Raw genomic sequence first — 19,205 nt, forward strand, 5'->3', positions numbered from 1 at the left:
GTTCGTTAGAACCGTTCTTAAAATTGAATGTAAAAGAATTTTCGATTCATGTGTTTCACTGTTCAGTTATCAAGGTTCCTGTCAGTTTTTGACAGCTTTGATATTTTATCATATCGTTTTGAGCTTGTCAAGAACTTTTTTATTTTTTTAGAAGTTTTTTTCTTCTGTCGGATGTTGTCGTTTTTGCGACATCCATATTAGATTATCACATCTTTTCTGACTTGTCAACAACTTTTTTAACTTTTTTCAAAATATTCGGAAGTTTCATTTCCAATATTTTAAAACTCAGTTACCAGTTGTTTCCATATCGCTCTTGCAGCAACTTGTTTATCTTATCACAGGTTCTGCTGTTTGTCAACAACTTTTTTCATAATTTTCAGAATTGTGTCAAATCCTTTGAAATATTATGATGTTTTCTGTCACTTATTGGCGACAGCTAGATTATAATAGCACAGGAAGATACTGGTGTCAACAATAAATTTCATTTTTTGATAATTTTATATATTATCCTCCTCAGCCTTAACCCAAATCCCCATTTTTTCATATGTTCTGAACCATGCCGAAGCATAAACTTCTCCCGCCAGTCACCATATAGCTCCACATATGTACAATTAACAACATTTTCTCTGCACCGAATCCATACTGCTGTCAGCATCGCCTTTTCAAAGCCGCGTTTTCTATATCTCTTTCTTGTACTGGCAGGCTCCACATTTTCACCCTTTCATTCTCCTATACAGAGACCGACGCTTGTACCCATCTCTTCCCAGAGATGGATACAAGGATGCACAGCTCATATCTTATATATATCCCATCACATCTTTCAGATTCCCCACTCCGATCAGACGAATCTGAAACTCTCCCTGCAGCCCTTCCAGATTTGCCTTTGGCATAATGCAGGTGGTAAATCCCATTTTTTCCGCTTCCTTCACCCTCTGTTGTGCCTGACTGACTCCCCGCACTTCACCGGACAGGCCCACCTCACCGAAGATCAGGGTATCCGGATCCACAGTCCTGTTCTTATAGCTGGATATGATGGCTACCACGATTCCCAGATCAATGGCCGGTTCCCCCAGTTTCATGCCGCCTGCCAGATTGACGTATGCATCGCAGTTTCCAAGCGCCAGACCTGCGCGCTTCTCCAGGACTGCCATCAGCAGGTTGACACGGTTATAGTCTATGCCTACGGAAGTCCTTCTGGGAAGGCCAAAGTTTGTCTTTGTCACCAGCGCCTGGATTTCTATCAGGATTGGACGTGTTCCCTCCAAAGAGCACACTACTACTGTCCCGGAGGCATCTGTGGGGCGCCCGTTCAGCATAACCTGGGAGGGGTTTTTCACCTCCACCAGGCCGCGCTCCTGCATCTCAAACACACCGATTTCATTGGTGGAGCCGAAACGGTTCTTTACACTTCTCAAAATCCGGTAAGAGGCATGCCTGTCCCCTTCAAAATAGAGCACGGTATCCACCATGTGTTCCAGAACTCGGGGACCGGCAACACTTCCGTCCTTCGTCACATGACCTACAATAAATACGGAGATACCGCTGCCCTTTGCGATCTTCATAAGTATGCCTGTGGATTCCCGGACCTGTGAGACACTGCCCGGCGCGGATGATACCTCCTCATTATACATGGTTTGGATAGAGTCAATGATTACTGCCTCAGGCTTCTCATTTTCTATGGTCGTACTGATGGTCTCCAGGTTCGTCTCACAGAGAAGGCGCAGGTTCTCATTAAATTCCCCGATACGCCGTGCCCGCATTTTAATCTGCTGCAGGGATTCCTCACCTGATATGTAGAGAATCTTATGCCCCAGATCTGAAAGAAGCTTGCACACCTGCAGAAGAAGGGTTGATTTTCCGATACCCGGATCTCCGCCCACCAGAACCATGGAGCCCTGGACCACGCCGCCGCCCAGAACCCGGTCTAATTCATCCATTCCGGTCTTTACCCGGTTGTCCTCACGGATGTCAATCTCGGAGAGCTTCACCGGCTTGCCTGCCCGTCCTCCCGGACTGCCTGCTGTTGCCTGCCCGGAGCTTTTTTTCGCCCCCTGTGAAACAGTCTCCTCCACAAAGGAATTCCACTCCCGGCATCCCGGGCACTGCCCCATCCATTTCGCAGATTCATATCCGCAGTTCTGGCAGAAAAAAACGGTTTTCTTAGCCTTTGCCATATCTTAATCCTTTCTGTTTTCCTTCCGTCAAATTTTCGCGTAAAATTGAAAAAGGGCCGGAGCACCACACTCCGACCCGCTGATTTTTAAACTGCTGCCCGTTCGGACAAAATCCTTTTTACAGTTTCCTGATACTTACAGATACCTGCTCGGACTGCTCAAGCTCAACGCTGAAGGACAGCTTGCCGCCCAGATTTGTCTTCATCTGACCTGCATTTACTCCATCTATGGTAATTGCATACTCTGTATCTTCTTCCAGTTCCACGGTGATCTGCGCATCTTTGGGGCCCTCTACCAGAAAGCTCATGCCATCCTCCACTACATCAAGATCCAGAACTGCAGTTCCCGGAACAGATTCATACACGAACATGCCGTTGCGCTCCAGCTTTGTAATTTCATTATATGTCTTTACTTTATACATATCTCCGTCATGCTCAAAGTCGGAAAGTTTGGATTTTGCTGCCAATTCATAATTTCCAAAGCTGATTTTACCGTTTTCCTCTGTTCGTATTAACTCTTTTACTACTGACATCTCAATGTCCTCCCACTTATGTCTTTCACCGGGGCCTTGATACCCTCGTGCCTTCCGGTGTCTTTGGTTATATTTCTCAATGGAAACCTTATATGCATGTTACCATAATTCGTAATCTTTTTCTAGTCATTCGACGGATTTACCACAAATTTTATTCCCTGTTTAGAAATGCCCAGAGTCACCTCATCGCCCTCTTTAATCTTCCCTTCCAGGATCTCCTCTGCCATGACATCCTCAATCTTGTTCTGGATAGCCCGTTTCAGCGGTCTTGCGCCGTACTTTGGATCAAAACCTTCTTTCGCGATGAGCTCTTTTACGCTGTCCCGCACCTTTAAGGTGATGTTCATCTGGTCCCTGCAGCGTTTGATCAGATCCTTCATGAGGATTCCCACGATCTTCTTGATCTCTTCTTTGTTGAGGGTGTGGAAGACGATGATCTCATCGATACGGTTCAGGAATTCAGGCTTGAACATGCGTTTTACCTCTTCCATTACCCCTTCCTTCATCCTTCTGTAATCCTGCTTTTCATCTTCCACGGCTCCGAATCCCAGCTTTTTCGGCGCTACGATGGCCTGGGCACCTGCGTTGGAGGTCATGATGATGATGGTCTCCTTGAAATCCACTTTCCTTCCCTGGGCATCTGTAATATGGCCGTCGTCCAGCACCTGGAGCAGAATATTGAACACATCCGGATGTGCCTTCTCGATTTCATCGAAAAGGATGACGCTGTAAGGATTCCTGCGGACCTTCTCACTGAACTGGCCGCCCTCCTCATAGCCCACATATCCCGGCGGTGAACCGATCAGCTTGGAGACGCTGTGCTTCTCCATATACTCGGACATATCCACACGGATCATGGACTGCTCGCTTCCGAATACCGCCTCTGCCAGCGCTTTTGAAAGCTCTGTCTTTCCTACGCCGGTGGGGCCCAGCAGCAGAAAAGAACCAATGGGGCGCTTGGGGTCTTTGAGTCCCACGCGTCCTCTCTTCACCGCTTTTGCCACTGCGGATACTGCTTCATCCTGGCCGATGACACGCCTGTGAAGGATATGCTCCAGACGGGCAAGACGTTTTGACTCACCTTCCGCCAGCTTTTTGACCGGTATCTTGGTCCAGTCCGACACCACCTCGGCGATGTCCTCTTCCTTTACCACCAGCTTCTTATTCCTGCACTGCTTTTCATACCGCTCACGGGCCTTATGCAGCTCTTCCTCGGCTTTTTCCTGCTCCGCCTGGAGTTCCTTCGCCAGATCAAAATCCTGGGCTTTCACGGCCTCCTCCTTGGCTGCGTAGATGTGGCGGAGATGGTTCTCTGTCTGCACAATGCCCTCCGGCGTCTTATAACCGGCAAGCTGGACCTTGGATGCCGCCTCGTCAAGCAGGTCTATGGCCTTATCCGGAAGGAACCTGTCATTGATATACCGAATGCTCATGGTCACGGCTGCCTCTATGGCTGACTCCTCAATAACTGCCCCATGATGCTTTTCATAATAAGGCGCAAGGCCTTTTAAGATTTCCACGGCCTCCTCCTTGGATGGCTCCTCCACCATGACCGGCTGGAATCTCCGCTCCAGTGCAGCGTCCTTTTCAATATATTTTCTGTATTCATCTATGGTCGTGGCGCCGATGAGCTGAATCTCTCCTCTGGAAAGGGATGGTTTCAAAATATTGGACGCATCCAGTGCCCCCTCCGCGCCGCCTGCGCCGATAATAGTGTGCAGCTCGTCGATGAACAAAAGGATTCCCTTATTGTTCATGACTTCCTGTACTACTTTTTTGATTCTCTCTTCAAATTCTCCTCTGTATTTGCTGCCTGCCACCATACCGGACAAATCCAGCACTACCACACGCTTATCCAGCATGTTCTCAGGCACAAGTCCCCACACAATCCGCTGTGCAAGTCCCTCTGTGATGGCAGTCTTGCCCACGCCGGGCTCGCCGATCAGGCAGGGGTTGTTCTTGCTTCTCCGGCTCAGGATCTGGATGATCCTTGAAATTTCCTTTTCCCTGCCGATGACAGGGTCCAGTTTCCCGTCTGCAGCCATTTTGGTAAGATCGCGGCTGTACTGGTCCAGGGTGGGTGTCTGGCTTCCGGTGGATGCCTTCATCAGATTGCCGCTCTGCAGGTCCTCCTTTGGAATCATTTTATCCTTGCCCATGGCCTTCAGCACATCCAGATAGAGCTGCTGTATATTGATTCCCAGTGTGTGGAGAAGTCTGGTCCCCACACAGTCATATTCCTTCAGCATGGCGATCAGAATATGCTCCGTGCCTATGACGCCGCCGCCGAAATTGCCGGCTTCCTCTCTGGCGTTATCAAGCACCTTCTGTGCCCTCGGTGTATATCCCTGTGGATTTTCAAGTGCCACATCCCCCTGGGGGGCAATCAGTTTATCGATCAGCGCCAGCAGCTTCATCTCCTCCACGCCGGCTTCCGCAAGGACAAGTCCGGCTGTTCCCGCCGCCTCCTTCAGCAGTCCTGCAAGCAGGTGCTCGGTGCCCACATAGTTGTGGCTGCGTCCCTCGGCAGTTTTCTCAGCGGCTTTCAGCGCATTTACTGCCTGCTTTGAATAACGTTCTTTCATGCAAGTCTCCTTATTTTACTCATATTCTTCATAGATTTCATCTATCAGCTCATGGACCTCTGCCCTGGAAATATTCCGGCAGCTTCCTTTTGCCAAAAGAACCCTCAGTTCTTCCTTCATCTCCTCCAGGGCACGTATCTTATCCGCATCTATGGAAATGACAGCGCCTCTTCTCCTGTCAATCGTGACAAACCCCTCCTGCTTTAAAACCGAGTAGGCTTTATTTACCGTATGCATGTTAATGCCTATGGTGTCAGCCAGTTGTCTGACAGAAGGAAGATTTTCACCCTCCTGAAGCTTGGAGGTGGCAATTCCCAAAATAATCTGATTACACAGCTGAACGTAGATTGCTTCCTCACTGTTGAAATCGATCTCTATCAACATCCTTCCACCTGCTTTCTCTTTTGGAATTTGTTATATATAGGATAGCACAAATAAGGGCGTTGTTCAAGTGGATGGGCAAAAAAAGGAAACGCCCGGCGTATGCGGCGTTTCCTTTTCCTTTGTATCAATTGCTTTCCTTTTATGCCTCGTCGATTGCTTTGCCGATGTCACTGCGCATGTATTTGTTGTCAAAATCGATCCACTGTACTGCCTTGTACGCATTGGCACGGGCTTCCTTCAGATTTGCTCCCTTTGCGGTCACTCCCAGCACACGGCCTCCGTTTGTAACGATCTCACCGTCTTTGAAGGCAGTTCCGGCGTGGAACACATAGTAACCGTCCTTGTCTTTGAAGGTATCCAGCCCCTTGATGGGATATCCCTTCTCATAAGATACCGGATATCCGTCAGAAGCCAGAACCACGCAGACTGCTGCATTATCCTCAAACTGCAGGTCGATCTCATCCAGCCTGCCGTCCACACATGCCTCGAACACTTCCACAATGTCATTTTTCAGTCTCGGAATGACAACCTGTGCTTCCGGATCTCCAAAACGCGCATTGTATTCCAGAACTTTTGGCCCCTTCTCTGTGAGCATGAGTCCGAAGAAAATAATTCCCTTGAACTCTCTTCCCTCAGAAGCCATTGCGTCCACAGTGGCCTGATAGATGTATTTTTCACAGAAATCATCCACTTCCTTTGTATAGAAAGGACTTGGGGAGAAGGTTCCCATGCCGCCTGTATTCAGGCCCTGGTCTCCGTCTTTTGCGCGCTTGTGGTCCTGAGCGGAAGTCATGGTCTTGATCGTCTTGCCATCCACAAAGGAGAGCACAGACACTTCACGGCCTGTCATGAACTCCTCCACAACCAGTGTGTTGCCTGCGGAGCCGAATTTTTTATCCAGCATAATGGTTTTGACGCCTTCCTCTGCCTCCTCCAGGGTGTTGCAGATCAGCACGCCTTTTCCAAGCGCAAGGCCGTCCGCCTTCAGAACAATGGGGAACTCAGCCTTTTCACGCAGATACTTTAAGGCCTCCTCTGCATCCTCAAAATTCTCATAGCCCGCTGTAGGGATATTGTATTTTTTCATCAGGTCTTTTGAAAATGCCTTGGAGCCTTCCAGAATGGCGGCATTTTTTCTCGGGCCGAATACACGCAGACCCTCTCTCTCAAATACATCTACAACACCGCCTACCAGCGGGTCATCCATTCCCACAACTGTAAGGTCAATAGCGTTTTCCTTAGCAAATGCAGCCAGCTTTTCAAATTCCATGGCTTTTATATCTACACACTGGGCATACTCCGCAATTCCCGCATTGCCCGGTGCACAGTAAATCTTGTCCACTTTGGGGCTCTGTGCCACTTTCCATGCAATGGCATGCTCTCTTCCGCCGCTTCCGATAATTAATACTTTCATATTGCGCCTCTTCCTTCCGTTCACTCTTTTGTTTTCACAATACCGTCTTCCACAATTATCCTGCCGTTTGCGATCAGATCAATGGCTTTTGGCATAATGACCCACTCTGCCTCCTCCATGACTCTTCTCTGCAGGATTTCCGGGGTATCCCCTTCTTTTACTTCCACTGCTTTCTGCAGAATGATCGGGCCTGTGTCTGTACCCTCGTCCACAAAATGTACCGTGGCACCCGTCACTTTCGCACCTCTTTTTAAGACAGCTTCATGGACTTTGAGCCCGTAATAGCCGGTTCCGCAAAAAGCAGGAATCAGTGCAGGATGGATGTTGATGATCTTATTCGGAAAAGCTTTTACCATGATCTCGGGGATCACCACAAGGCAGCCTGCAAGAACGACCAGATCCGGCTTGTAGGACTGCAGGGTCTCAAGAAGCGCCTGATTGAAGGCTGCTCTGTTCTCATAGTTTTTCGGGGATACGCACAGCGCGTCAATTCCATGTGTTTTGGCGCGCTCCAGCGCATAGGCGCCGGGATTGTTGCTGATAACCACGGAAATCTCCGCATTCGTAATTGTTTTCTTGTCAATGGCATCTATTATGGCCTGCAGGTTTGTACCGCCGCCGGATACCAGAACTGCCAGTCTCAGCATTGTCTTACCAGCCTTTCTCCATGAGTTGAAAGCCCGCAGACTGCCTGTCTATGCAGGAATCTGCGGGAACTTATCATACTACACTAATTTAACGTCTTTGTCTCCTGCCTCGATGCGTCCGATGACATAGGGCGTCTCGCCTGCTGCCTTTACAGCTTCCATGGTCTTCTCCACATCTGCCGCGTCCACAGCCATCACCATACCGATACCCATGTTGTAGGTGTTGTACATCATTTTCTCGTCAATCTCACCTTTTTTCGCCATCAAAATGAAGATCGGAGGGATTGGGTAGCTGTCCTTTTCGATCACTGCGCATACGCCGTCTTTCAGCATTCTGGGCACGTTCTCATAGAATCCGCCGCCTGTGATATGGCTGCAGCCCTTGATGCGGACGCCGGCTTCCTTTACGCTTCTCAATGCCTTAACATAGATCTTAGTCGGTGCGATCAGTGCCTCACCCAGGGTTTTGCCCAGCTCGTCATAGTAAGTGTCCAGAGACTCTTTTGTCATGTCGAACACTTTTCTCACAAGGGAAAATCCATTGCTGTGCACACCGGAGGACGCCATGCCCACAAGTACATCGCCGTCTTTTAACTCCTTGCCTGTGATCAGGTCTTTTTCATCTACAACGCCCACAGCAAATCCTGCCAGGTCATATTCATCTTCCGGATAGAATCCGGGCATCTCTGCTGTCTCACCGCCGATGAGGGCTGCATTTGACTGCTCACAGCCTGCCGCCACACCTTTGACGATCTCAGCGATCTTTTCCGGGTAGTTCTTGCCGCAGGCAATATAATCCAGGAAAAACAGCGGTTCTCCGCCTGCGCACGCGATATCATTTACGCACATAGCCACACAGTCAATTCCCACTGTGTCATGCTTATCCATTATGAAAGCCAGTTTCAGCTTGGTACCCACACCGTCTGTTCCTGATACCAGAGTCGGTTTCTCCATGTTCTTAAATGCATCCATGGAAAAGGCACCGGAAAATCCACCGATATTGGTGAGCACTTCCGGTCTCATGGTCTTTTTAATGTGTTCCTTCATCAACTCTACTGATTTGTAGCCTGCTTCAATATCTACACCGGCATTCTTGTAATCCATTTTCATCCTCCAAAGGTTCTGTATTAATATTCGTAACTATTCAGCCAGCTGAATCGTTACGGGTATTCGCCCATTAAAAATCGCTTCGCGATGGGGCGAATACCTGCCGCCACTACTCTTTTGCACGGTCAGCGCAGTAAATGCGCAGACCTGACTAAACAGTTACTAATATTCTTTATATCCAACTTCCTGCAGTCTTGCATCTTTTGCAACGACCTGGTCTTTCAGCTCTTCTTTATAGTCTTTTAACTTCTGCAGCAGTTCCGGGTCGGAAGTTGCTAAAATCTTGGCTGCCAGAATACCGGCATTGGCTCCTCCGTTGATTGCAACTGTTGCAACCGGAATTCCGGACGGCATCTGTACGATGGAATACAGGGAGTCTCTTCCTCCTAAAGATGTGGTGTGCATGGGGATACCGATAACCGGCATGGGGAAAATCGCTGCACACATGCCTGGAAGGTGAGCTGCCATTCCTGCACCTGCAATGATGACTTTGAAATCTTTCTCCTCCGCTGTCTTTGCGTACTCAAAGAACACATCCGGTTCTCTGTGAGCTGAAATGATCTTCATCTCATACTCGATTCCAAATTTTTCCAACATGTCTGCTGCTTTTTTCATAACAGGCATATCGGAGTCACTTCCCATAACAATTCCAACTTTTGCCATGACTTTATCTCCTTTATTTTTGAATTTTGTTGTTGCTGGATTACGGGAATGCCAGAAGCAGTCCCGTGATAACAAGCTGTGCCCCGAAGATTTGCGGACCACAACGCTTACTTTCATCTTTACAGAACAATTTTACATAGAGTTCTAAATATTGTCAACCTCATATCTCATTTTTGATGGCAGCTTATAGGGGAAAAAGGCGGATTTTCACATAAAAAGGAAGCCGTTTTTCTCCGGCTTCCCAAAAATGTACAGGCTGCAGCCAAAAGTACAAGTCTTTCTCTGTCCTGTCAGTGTGAAATCTCTGCGCTGTCGGGGTTCATGGTATCTCCCTCGTATGTAACGGTAACCGTATCCCCAATCTGGTAAGAATCATCAAAACCGGAGAGTATGCCTGTGTCAAATCCGTAGACACCGCCGTCCGCTTCCATAATTCCCAGGGTGGAACCACTGATATCCTGAATGATACCGGTCACAGTCTGCGGGCCTCCGGGTTCTTCTGTACTATCATCCGTATCATCAGTGCCGGCAGTGTTATCCTCACTGTCAACATTTTCTACCTGTCCAGACGCTTCCTCCCCGGTATTGTATTCCTGCTGCCCGGATATTCCCGCGCTGGATTGGGCATCTGTCCCCTCTTCCTTCTTCGGCGATGCATCTTCTTGCTCCCCGTCCCCGGAAGTATCCGGCTTTTTCACTGGCTTTACCACCGTCTGCTCTTTTCTGTCCTTCGTTTTCTCTGTCCCATCCACCCCAGCCTCTGTCTTTTTTTGTGTATCTTTATCCTCCGCTTCGTTTTTTCCACATCCTGCCCCAAGTACGGATACTGCGAGCAGCCCTGCAAGCACAATTGCCGCTATACGTTTCTTCATAAATATTACTCCCCTTTTTCCCATGTAAATATTTGTCTCACAACATCTTCTTCCTCATTATACTGCACAAACAAAAGCAGAAAGCAAAATGTACATAATCGTCGTGATTTTTGACATAATCGTACAGAAATACATGTTTTTTTACAAAAGGAGGGCCGGGTCCGACATCTGCGGCCCGGCGTATGAAAAAGAAACATCACTCATCCAGCACCCGGTTCAGTTCCTCAGTCCCCGGCAGTACAAAACGGCTGTCTTTTATGATCGGTATCCGGCTGCCGTCCCTTCTCACCGCCGTGATCTCTCCCAGCTCCTCATAAGGAATGGTAATATCCGTATGGCATCCGAAGTAGGCCTTGCCCGCATCGATCCTTCTTAAAACAGACACTTCATTGTCCCTTGCAATGATCTCTTTCCCGTCGGGATTATACACTGCGGTATCCTCAGACCAGCTGTAGCAGGTATCACCCACTGCAAAGTGCGGTCCCATCTTCTCTGCAATGAGAATAGGCAGAATGTCCTCAATCCGGTATTTCTTTGCCATCACATAGGCCGTGGTGTTAGTGCCGATGGCAAATTCCCCCAAGGGCAGCATATCGTGGTGGAACAGGATATTTTCCTTAATATAATCCCTGTTCTCCTCCTCTGTCTCAAAATTGGCGCAGATATAATCTGAAACTTTCCCATCCCGGAAAGTTATCTCCAGATCCCTGTAATACAAGCCGTCCAGATACACGCCTGACACGTGCAGCACACCGTTCGTTCCATGAAGAACCGGGCTTGTGAAGACTTCCCCCACAGGGATGTTCACATCTGCCAAACAGTTTTCAAAATTCGTCTGTTTTTCCGGATCTGTAAGGTCATGGAGGCGCACCGTCATATCCGTCCGGTTGCCGCCCCTGCCCTTGATTCTGACCTCGCACCCTTCATCCAGGGCATCAATAAGCTTCTGCTGGATTCCCTGATACAGACGATAGTCAAGGGTGTTCAGGCGCACGGTTTCCCGGAAAATATCCCCGAATTTCTCACCTATCTCACAGACCGGATAGGCAATGATGGTAAAGCTGCGCTCTTCCCCCTTGATATAGCGGTTCACGATCTGTCCCGCCTCATTGTCATAGGCCACCTGCAGTTTCTGCTGGTGGGATGACAGGGAAAAGGCCTCCTTTTTACTCACGGGAGTAAAAGGTGTTTCCCCGAAGGTCTCTATAACTGCCGGGCCTCCGTGGGTATTGGCAAGGTCTTTTACCTGCTCATAAGCCACCTGCATAACACGGAGCTTACGCTGTACAAACTCCTGGTTCAAAAACAGCGCCGCGTCATCCTTGTGGTCATAATCATACTGTTTATTTGGAATTGCCCCGTAATAGCCAATCCTGTGGTGCTGCTTTTTATTCACCGCATGGACGGCGCTCCGGTAGATCACAGGCTTTAATCCCATGTCCTCAAACTGGCGGACAGCCGCTCTTACCATGCGCTCAAAGCCAAGCTGATAACGGATATTCACACTGTTCTTTTTGGAAATGTCTTTTCTCCCGTTGACAAACCCGATCCTGTAGCCTTCTGTAAAGGTACGGGCCATGGCCTCTGTCTCCTCCTCAGAAAAACGGTTCAGATATTCTGCCATGGCGATTTCATTCTCTGTCACATATTCCCCGTACTTATACAAATATCTGGAATCTGTAAGGTCACTGTCACAGACAATGCGCACAGCAAAATCAAGAGAAGGGTCCACCGCTTCCCGGATTCTTCTCCCAACCATCTCCTCACTGTAATCACTCACATACCAGTACAGGGTATCTCTTATCTCCTGCGCAGGCACTGTCGGCTCCTCCAGCAAATTGTAGATCTGCACATAAAGTTCCATGAGCACCGTCATATCAAAGAGGCGGTCCTCATAGGCATAGACAACGATCCCCCGCACCTCTGCTGCCAGAAAGGAAAGAAGCCTTCCGTACTCCTCCTGGAGCATGCGCACCGCATAAGCCGGATTTGCGTAAGATGTCTCATAAGCTCCGGGCAGTATCCTGCCGTAAAGCTCCTCATTGTTCTTCTGAAGTTCTGAAAGGGCAGCATGTTCCAGCCATCCTTCCCTGATCTTCTCATGAAGGGTGAGCACATAATTCAGGTAGGATGTCATCTCATGAAAAAAGCCGCAAAATCTCTCCGGCACATCCATCTCCTGCTGCATTTCCCGGATTCTTCCCTTCACCAGTTCAAAACGTTCCTCCAAAAATGTATCCCTACTCATCTCTCAGATTTCCTTTTTCCACATTTTTGTCAAGAATGCCGTTCACATACTCCATCAGCAGCGCAGAGCCCTGTGCGGTTCCCGCATTCCTTTTCATGACCTGTGATCTCTTGATCTCATGCTCTCTCCAGGACTTGCCGTCTGTGGCGTCATTGAGCATCAGAGGCTGCACACAGTCAAGGGAGTGGGCGAATTTTGCCTCCGGTGTCTCGGAAGCCTCGAACTCCTCCCACAGATCCATCATCTTCTCCGCCTGGTCTTCCGGCAGCAGCCCGAAAATGCGTTTTGCCGCCTTCACCTCACGCTCCCGCTTATCCAGATGGCCGGCATCGTCATAGGCATAGGTATCCCCTGCGTCAATCTCTACAATATCGTGTATGAGAACCATGAGCATGGTCCTGGCAATATCAATCTTCTCATTGGCGTGCTCTGACAGAAGTGCTGCCATCAGCGCCAGATGCCAGGAGTGCTCTGCGTCATTCTCCCTGCGGATTCCGTCTGACAGGTAAGTCTGGCGGCGGACAAATTTACTCTTGTCAACCTCCAGCATAAATTCCATTTGTTTTTTTAATCTATCGTCCATATTTCCTCCTTATGAGATTCCTACCAAAAAAAGCGCAATCCAGATGACCATCAGCACGCCGTTGGCCACGGAACCGATCTTGCTGTAAAGAAATGCACGGTTCTGTTCCGAAAAGCTTTTCAGCCCCAGAATAAACCCGTATACGGACAAGCCAAGAGCCAGGATTCCCATAGCTCCCAGATACATGCCGCCCTGTCCACTCATGACCAGGGAACAGATTGCTGCTCCAAAAAACAGCAGGCCGGACATCAGCGCCAGAATAGAGGATTCCACTCCGCCTCTGGTATGTCTTTTTTTTGTAAATGAATATTTATAGCGTTTCTTTGCCATGCTGTTTCCTCCTGTTTTTTCTATATATATAATGGCTCACGGCAAAAAGAATATATCCAAGTGCCGCGCCAGTTGTATTCAAAATCATATCGTCCACATCAAAACATCCCAGCTTCGTGATAAGCTGTATGGTTTCCACGCAAAGGCTCAATGCAAAACCGGAAAAAGTGATAAAAAAGAATCCCCTTGCATTTCTGCAAATGATGGGAAGAATCAGGCCAAAAGGAACAAAACCTATTACATTTCCAAACAGATTGGATACCACTGCTAAGACTCCAAGCTGCTCTTTGTAAATCCAGAATCTTCTGATTTCCTGTAAAGGCGTCAGGTTGTAGTGGTATTCCCTCTGGGCAAACTCCACCCCGCTGAACCGCTCCGCGAAAAACAGGAAATAAATAAGCGCAAGTATATAAATCAGGAACAACACGGTTCCTGCCGCTTTGATTTTCCTTTTTGTTTTATTTTTCAATGTTCTAAACTCCTATTGCATAGTCTCTCCTATGTATGAAGAAGAGGGCCGCCTAAAACGCCCTCTTCCCTATTCTTGTGTTGTTCTGTCCGGCTAGAATGTGATCTCACTTCTTTTTCTTAAAAGTTTTGTTCCGTTGATAATAAGCATAACACCGCTGACAATTCCTGTAACTGCAGCGACAATTCCCAGTACCAGAGAGGTAACTCCGGCACGTGACATAGTCTTATAGATCTTTTCGTTCATCCAGCACACTTCCTTCCGTCCCGACAAAGTCAGATGATTATTGTTTACTCGTTTGCGCCATATTTCTCATAATATGCATCAATGGCTGCTTTCATCTTATCATCAATGATAACTTTTCCTTTGTACTCTTTGTTGTACAGATGCTCCACAACCTCCTCCATGGTTACAATGGCTGTTGTGGCAAGTCCGTACTTCTCTTCAATCTCTTTAAGTGCGCTCTTCTCGCCCTGTCCCCGCTCCATGCGGTCCACAGATACCACAAGGCCGATGGGGCTTACATTGCCCTGCGCCCTGATAATGGGTAGTGTCTCTGCGATAGAGGTGCCTGCTGTTGTCACGTCCTCGATGATGACCACCTTATCGCCGTCCTCAATAGGGCTTCCCAGAAGGATTCCCTTATCCCCATGGTCCTTTACTTCTTTCCTGTTGGAGCAGTAGCGGATATCTTTTCCGTAAAACTCACTGATCGCCATGGTTGCTGCTACTGTCAGCGGTATTCCCTTGTAGGCAGGTCCGAACAATACGTCAAAGTCAAATCCGAACTTGTCCGCAATGGCTCTGGCATAATATTCTCCCAGCTTGCGAAGCTGTGCTCCTGTTCTATAAAATCCGGTGTTTACGAAAAACGGGGTGTTCCGTCCGCTCTTTGTGACGAAGTCTCCGAATTTCAGCACCTGGCAGTCCACCATAAATTCAATAAATTCCTGTTTGTACGCTTCCATCGAATTTCCTCCTAGTTTTCTCTTCCCGTTTATTCTACCACACCAATCAGGGATTGAATATCCTGAATTTTATTTTTCTTCATATAATCTTCAATCCCCCGGACTGTCTCCACTGTTGCATAGGGGTTGGTGAAATTAGCTGTTCCTATGGACACGGCTGTGGCGCCGGCCAGGATAAATTCCAGAGCATCCTCAGCACTGCAGATGCCGCCCATGCCTATGATGGGCAGTTTTACCGCACGTGCTGTCTGGTAGACCATGCGGACAGCCACAGGTTTTAAACAGGGACCTGACATACCGCCTGTCTTGTTTGCCAGTGCAAACGTTCTCTTATTGATATCTATCTTCATGCCGGTCAGTGTGTTGATCAGGGAAAGCACATCCGCGCCGCCTGCCTCTGCGGCCTTTGCCATCTCTGTAATATCTGTCACATTTGGGCTGAGTTTCATGATAACCGGCTGTTTTGCATGCTTCTTTACTTCCCTGGTGATGGCTTCCACTGCTTTGGGATCCTGTCCGAATGCAATGCCGCCTTCCTTCACGTTAGGGCAGGAGATATTGATCTCCAGCATATCCACATCTTCCCCGGCCAGACGCTCCACTACTTCACAGTATTCCTCTGTACTCTTTCCGCATACATTGACAATGATCTTTGTATCATATTTTTTCAGGAAAGGGATGTCTCTCTCGCAGAACACGTCAATACCGGGATTCTGCAGGCCGATGGCGTTCAACATGCCGCAGGAAGTCTCCGCGATACGCGGTGTGGGATTGCCCGGCCAGGGTACACTTGCCACACCCTTTGTGACAACAGCACCAAGGCAGCTCAAATCCACAAATTCGCTGTATTCTGCCCCGGAGCCAAAGGTTCCTGAGGCTGTCATAACAGGATTCTTCAGTTCCACACCTGCCAGATTCACTTTTGTATTCATCAAAGCTCTACCTCCGTGCTCAAAAATACCGGGCCGTCCTTGCAGATTCTCTTGTTATGCACATGGGAGTGTCCGTCCACTTCCTTTGACTGACAGACACAGGCCAGACAGGCACCGATTCCGCATGCCATCTTCTCCTCCAGGGAGATATAGCATGTTATTTTCTTTTCCTCTGCATAGGCCTTCACAGCCCGCAGCATGGGGGTCGGGCCGCAGGCAAGGATGACTTCCGGCTCTATATGGTTCTCACGGATGGCATCCATAACATTGCCTTTCGTACCAACACTTCCATCCTCTGTTGTGATAAAAAGCCTTCCCGCTGCCTCCAGCTCTTTTACGAGGAAGAGGTCTGCGCTTCGGTAACCGGATATGATGGTCACATCCGCATCCGCCTCTTTGGCAGTCTGCAGCATAGGGGGCACGCCGATGCCGCCGCCCATCATGAGCACGCGTTTTCCCCTGATCTCCTCCATCGGGAACCCATTGCCCAGAGGTCCCAGTATATCCAGAGTGTCACCTGCACAGGCTTTTGAAAATTCCTCTGTTCCTTTGCCAACTGTTCTGTATACGATCCGCAGGCTTCCCGCTTCTCTGTCTATCTCACACAGGCTGATGGGGCGGGGCAGCATTCTGCTCTGGTCCCTGCTGTAGACAGAGATAAACTGTCCCGGTTTGGCGACTGCCGCAATCTCTTCTGCTGCCAGCCACATGCTGTACACACCCTCAGCCAGCTTCTCCTGCCGGATCACTGTACTTGTTATCTTTGCTTTTGCCATGGTCCTCTCCTTATTTTACAGCCTTAAGAGCGCCGTCAATGTCTGCGATCATATCTTCCACTGCTCTGCGGGATGCATCCGCGAAATTCGCTTCGCCGATCTCAGCGTATTTTTCCTGCTTGTAGGCAGCAATAATACCGCGGGAGGAATTTACAATGGCTCCCAGGCCGTCTTCATTAAAGAAATGCACCAGGTCTTTTCCCTGTCCGCCCTGGGCACCGTATCCCGGAACCAAGATGTAGGCTTTCGGCATGATCCGGCGAAGGATCTTACCCATCTCGGGATAAGTGGCACCTACCACGGCACCGATATAACTGTATGAATCGCCCATGCATTCCTGACCCCACTCGGCAACTTTTTCTCCCACCAGTTCATAGAGCGGTCTTCCGTTTACTAACTGGTCCTGGAACTCCCCGCTGGACGGATTGGAGGTCTTTACAAGGATGAAAAGACCTTTTTTCTCCTTTTTACACACATCAATAAACGGGTTCACACCGTCTGATCCCAGATACGGATTCACAGTCACAAAATCCTCATCAAATCCGGCGTACTCCTTGCTGCCCACCTGAACCCTGCCGATGTGGCCGGCTGCGTAAGCGGCAGATGTGGAACCGATATCACCGCGCTTGATATCACCGATGACAACCAGGTCCTTTTCTTTACAGTAATCCACTGTCTTCTTAAAAGCCATAAGACCCGGGATACCAAACTGCTCATACATGGCGATCTGCGGTTTTACTGCCGGAATCAGGTCATGGGTGGCGTCCACAATTGCTTTATTGAACTGCCAGACAGCTTCTGCCGCCCCTTCCAGGGTCTCGCCGCACTCTTTGAATGCAGCATCCTGGATGTGTTTCGGAATATAATTGAGCATAGGGTCCAGACCCACCACGATAGGTGCGTGGGTCTTCCTGATCTTCTCTGTAAGTTTATTAATCATGATTTTTCCTCCGTGAGTGAAATTATTTTATTGTCTGATCATGCCGTCCTGGATATAGGCGATCTTACCGTCGCAGATTGTGGCTTTTACCAGACCTTTTACCCTGCGGCCGTTGAATGGCGTGTTCTTTCCTTTTGAAAGGAAAGTCATGGAATCAATAACATATTCTGCATCCGGGTCGATGATGGTCACATCAGCGGCTTTTCCCTCTTCCAGGGAGCCTCTGTCAAGACCGATGATCTTAGCAGGGTTATAGCTCATTTTTTCCGCCATCTGCATGGGTGTCAGAATCCCCTTGTCCACCAGCTCCGTGATGGTGAGGGCAACGGATGTCTCCAGCCCCACAATGCCGAAGGGCGCTCTGGTGATGGGCATGGTCTTCTCCTCACGGCTGTGAGGCGCATGATCTGTACTGATGACATCCATAATATCATCCTTCAGGCCGCGGATCAGTGCGTCCCTGTCCTCTTTTGTGCGCAGAGGCGGATTCATCTTATAGTTGGCGTCATTGGGGTCCACATCGTCAGAAGTCAGTGTGAAGTGGTGGGGGCATACTTCGCCTGTCACCTTGATCCCCTCTTTTTTCGCCAGTTCTACCATGCGGACACTCTCCTTGGTGGAGCAGTGGCACAGATGAAGCTTGGCTCCTGTCTCTTTTGCCAGGATAATATCCCTTGCCGCAATGATGTCCTCCACTGCGTTGCTGATTCCCGGCAGTCCCATCTCTCTGGAATGCTCGTCCTCATTGACGCAGCCCTTGCCCACAATATTCCGGTCTTCACAGTGGGCAAATACGGGAATATCGTATTTTGCCGCGATTCCCATGGCATTTTTATATAATCTGGCATTCATGACGGATTTGCCGTCCTCGCTGATGGCAGGTACGCCCTGCTCGATCATCTCCTCAATATCCGCCAGTTCCTCACCGGACTGTCCTTTTGTAATGGCACCGATCTGCATTACATGGATAGGAGACAATTCTTTTGCTTTATTCTGAACGTATTTCACACGGTCCGCGCTGTCGATGACCGGCTTGGTATTGGGCATGGCAAGAATTGTGGTGAATCCGCCTCTGGCTGCTGCCTTGGAGCCTGACACAATATCTTCTTTATAAGTCAGCCCCGGGTCCCGCAGATGCACATGCAGGTCAATGAGCCCGGGCATTACATAGCAGCCTGAAGCGTCGATGACTTTATCTGTCTTATCCTTTGGCTTAAGGCCCTTGCCTGTCTTTTTCACTTTGCCGCCCTCTATATAGAGGTCGCTTATTTCGTCTGTCTTTGTTGCCGGATCGATGATACGTCCGTTCCTGATTAAAATATTCATAAATTCTTCCTCCGGGACTTTACATCTTTTGATTTTAATAGTAACATACACAATTTCTTTCGTCAATTATACATTTTTACTTGACTTTTTTTCGATTTGCGAATATACTGAATTTGTTAAAGGAATATTGGATATAAATAATTGAAAGTGCATTTAATAAGCTTCCGGTTATCGTGATGTTAAGCGGTTTTTAGAGATTGTATTATTTCTTATTTATAATACCCTCTCTAAAGACCGCTTATTTTTCATAAATAA

The 19,205-nt window shown here is 48.6% G+C and carries 19 protein-coding genes; all 19 read right to left on the bottom strand.

Going from position 1 to position 19,205, the window contains the following annotated elements:
• Positions 1-797 precede the first annotated feature (797 nt).
• Entirely contained in the window at positions 798-2,174 is a 1,377-nt protein-coding gene (gene radA, locus MUB35_RS09260; protein WP_033144210.1) for a DNA repair protein RadA, read from the bottom strand.
• 118 nt (positions 2,175-2,292) lie between these two features.
• A complete protein-coding gene (locus tag MUB35_RS09265) occupies positions 2,293-2,706 on the bottom strand; it encodes a hypothetical protein (RefSeq protein WP_033144211.1) in 414 nt (137 codons plus the stop codon).
• 122 nt (positions 2,707-2,828) lie between these two features.
• Positions 2,829-5,291: an ATP-dependent Clp protease ATP-binding subunit gene (locus tag MUB35_RS09270; RefSeq protein WP_033144212.1), complete on the bottom strand. Its 2,463-nt coding sequence runs from the start codon at positions 5,289-5,291 to the stop codon at positions 2,829-2,831.
• 15 nt (positions 5,292-5,306) lie between these two features.
• Positions 5,307-5,675 (bottom strand): GntR family transcriptional regulator, encoded by a 369-nt coding sequence (locus MUB35_RS09275; protein ID WP_033144213.1) that lies wholly within the window; start codon positions 5,673-5,675, stop codon positions 5,307-5,309.
• Positions 5,676-5,814: 139 nt separating this feature from the next.
• Positions 5,815-7,089 (bottom strand): phosphoribosylamine--glycine ligase, encoded by a 1,275-nt coding sequence (gene purD, locus MUB35_RS09280; RefSeq protein ID WP_148393741.1) that lies wholly within the window; start codon positions 7,087-7,089, stop codon positions 5,815-5,817.
• A 20-nt stretch (positions 7,090-7,109) separates the two neighbouring features.
• Complete coding sequence (gene purN / locus MUB35_RS09285; RefSeq protein ID WP_033144215.1) at positions 7,110-7,736, bottom strand: phosphoribosylglycinamide formyltransferase; 627 nt, start codon at positions 7,734-7,736, stop codon at positions 7,110-7,112.
• Between the two features lie 78 nt (positions 7,737-7,814).
• On the bottom strand, positions 7,815-8,840 hold the full coding sequence (purM, locus tag MUB35_RS09290; RefSeq protein ID WP_033144216.1) for a phosphoribosylformylglycinamidine cyclo-ligase: 1,026 nt from the start codon (positions 8,838-8,840) through the stop codon (positions 7,815-7,817).
• A 165-nt stretch (positions 8,841-9,005) separates the two neighbouring features.
• Positions 9,006-9,506 carry a 5-(carboxyamino)imidazole ribonucleotide mutase gene (gene purE, locus MUB35_RS09295; protein WP_033140980.1) on the bottom strand — a complete coding sequence of 167 codons (501 nt, stop codon included), beginning with the start codon at positions 9,504-9,506 and terminating at the stop codon, positions 9,006-9,008.
• A gap of 290 nt (positions 9,507-9,796) precedes the next feature.
• The gene (locus tag MUB35_RS09300) at positions 9,797-10,378 is read right to left on the bottom strand and encodes a hypothetical protein (protein ID WP_147396162.1); all 582 of its coding nucleotides are present in this window, start codon (positions 10,376-10,378) and stop codon (positions 9,797-9,799) included.
• Between the two features lie 196 nt (positions 10,379-10,574).
• Positions 10,575-12,626 (bottom strand): aminopeptidase, encoded by a 2,052-nt coding sequence (locus MUB35_RS09305; RefSeq protein ID WP_118743539.1) that lies wholly within the window; start codon positions 12,624-12,626, stop codon positions 10,575-10,577.
• Positions 12,619-13,209: an HD domain-containing protein gene (locus MUB35_RS09310; RefSeq protein ID WP_033140977.1), complete on the bottom strand. Its 591-nt coding sequence runs from the start codon at positions 13,207-13,209 to the stop codon at positions 12,619-12,621. The genes MUB35_RS09305 and MUB35_RS09310 overlap by 8 nt, the downstream gene beginning before the upstream one ends.
• A gap of 9 nt (positions 13,210-13,218) precedes the next feature.
• Positions 13,219-13,539 (bottom strand): DUF6142 family protein, encoded by a 321-nt coding sequence (locus MUB35_RS09315; protein WP_033140976.1) that lies wholly within the window; start codon positions 13,537-13,539, stop codon positions 13,219-13,221.
• Positions 13,520-14,008 carry a VanZ family protein gene (locus tag MUB35_RS09320; protein WP_118743540.1) on the bottom strand — a complete coding sequence of 163 codons (489 nt, stop codon included), beginning with the start codon at positions 14,006-14,008 and terminating at the stop codon, positions 13,520-13,522. Before MUB35_RS09320 ends, MUB35_RS09315 begins: the two co-directional genes overlap by 20 nt.
• A 93-nt stretch (positions 14,009-14,101) precedes the next feature.
• A complete protein-coding gene (locus tag MUB35_RS09325) occupies positions 14,102-14,254 on the bottom strand; it encodes a hypothetical protein (RefSeq protein WP_181014597.1) in 153 nt (50 codons plus the stop codon).
• Between the two features lie 44 nt (positions 14,255-14,298).
• Complete coding sequence (gene pyrE, locus MUB35_RS09330; RefSeq protein WP_103733261.1) at positions 14,299-14,976, bottom strand: orotate phosphoribosyltransferase; 678 nt, start codon at positions 14,974-14,976, stop codon at positions 14,299-14,301.
• A gap of 29 nt (positions 14,977-15,005) precedes the next feature.
• Positions 15,006-15,908 carry a dihydroorotate dehydrogenase gene (locus MUB35_RS09335; RefSeq protein WP_181014480.1) on the bottom strand — a complete coding sequence of 301 codons (903 nt, stop codon included), beginning with the start codon at positions 15,906-15,908 and terminating at the stop codon, positions 15,006-15,008.
• Complete coding sequence (locus MUB35_RS09340) at positions 15,908-16,684, bottom strand: dihydroorotate dehydrogenase electron transfer subunit (protein WP_103732413.1); 777 nt, start codon at positions 16,682-16,684, stop codon at positions 15,908-15,910. Before MUB35_RS09340 ends, MUB35_RS09335 begins: the two co-directional genes overlap by 1 nt.
• 10 nt (positions 16,685-16,694) lie before the next feature.
• Positions 16,695-17,624 (bottom strand): orotidine-5'-phosphate decarboxylase, encoded by a 930-nt coding sequence (gene pyrF / locus MUB35_RS09345; RefSeq protein WP_033140970.1) that lies wholly within the window; start codon positions 17,622-17,624, stop codon positions 16,695-16,697.
• A 27-nt stretch (positions 17,625-17,651) separates the two neighbouring features.
• Positions 17,652-18,950 (bottom strand): dihydroorotase, encoded by a 1,299-nt coding sequence (locus MUB35_RS09350; protein ID WP_103732414.1) that lies wholly within the window; start codon positions 18,948-18,950, stop codon positions 17,652-17,654.
• Between the last annotated feature and the right edge of the window lie 255 nt (positions 18,951-19,205).

Origin of the sequence: Blautia sp. NSJ-175, from assembly GCF_022867815.1 — a bacterium.
GTDB lineage: Bacteria > Bacillota > Clostridia > Lachnospirales > Lachnospiraceae > Blautia > Blautia celeris.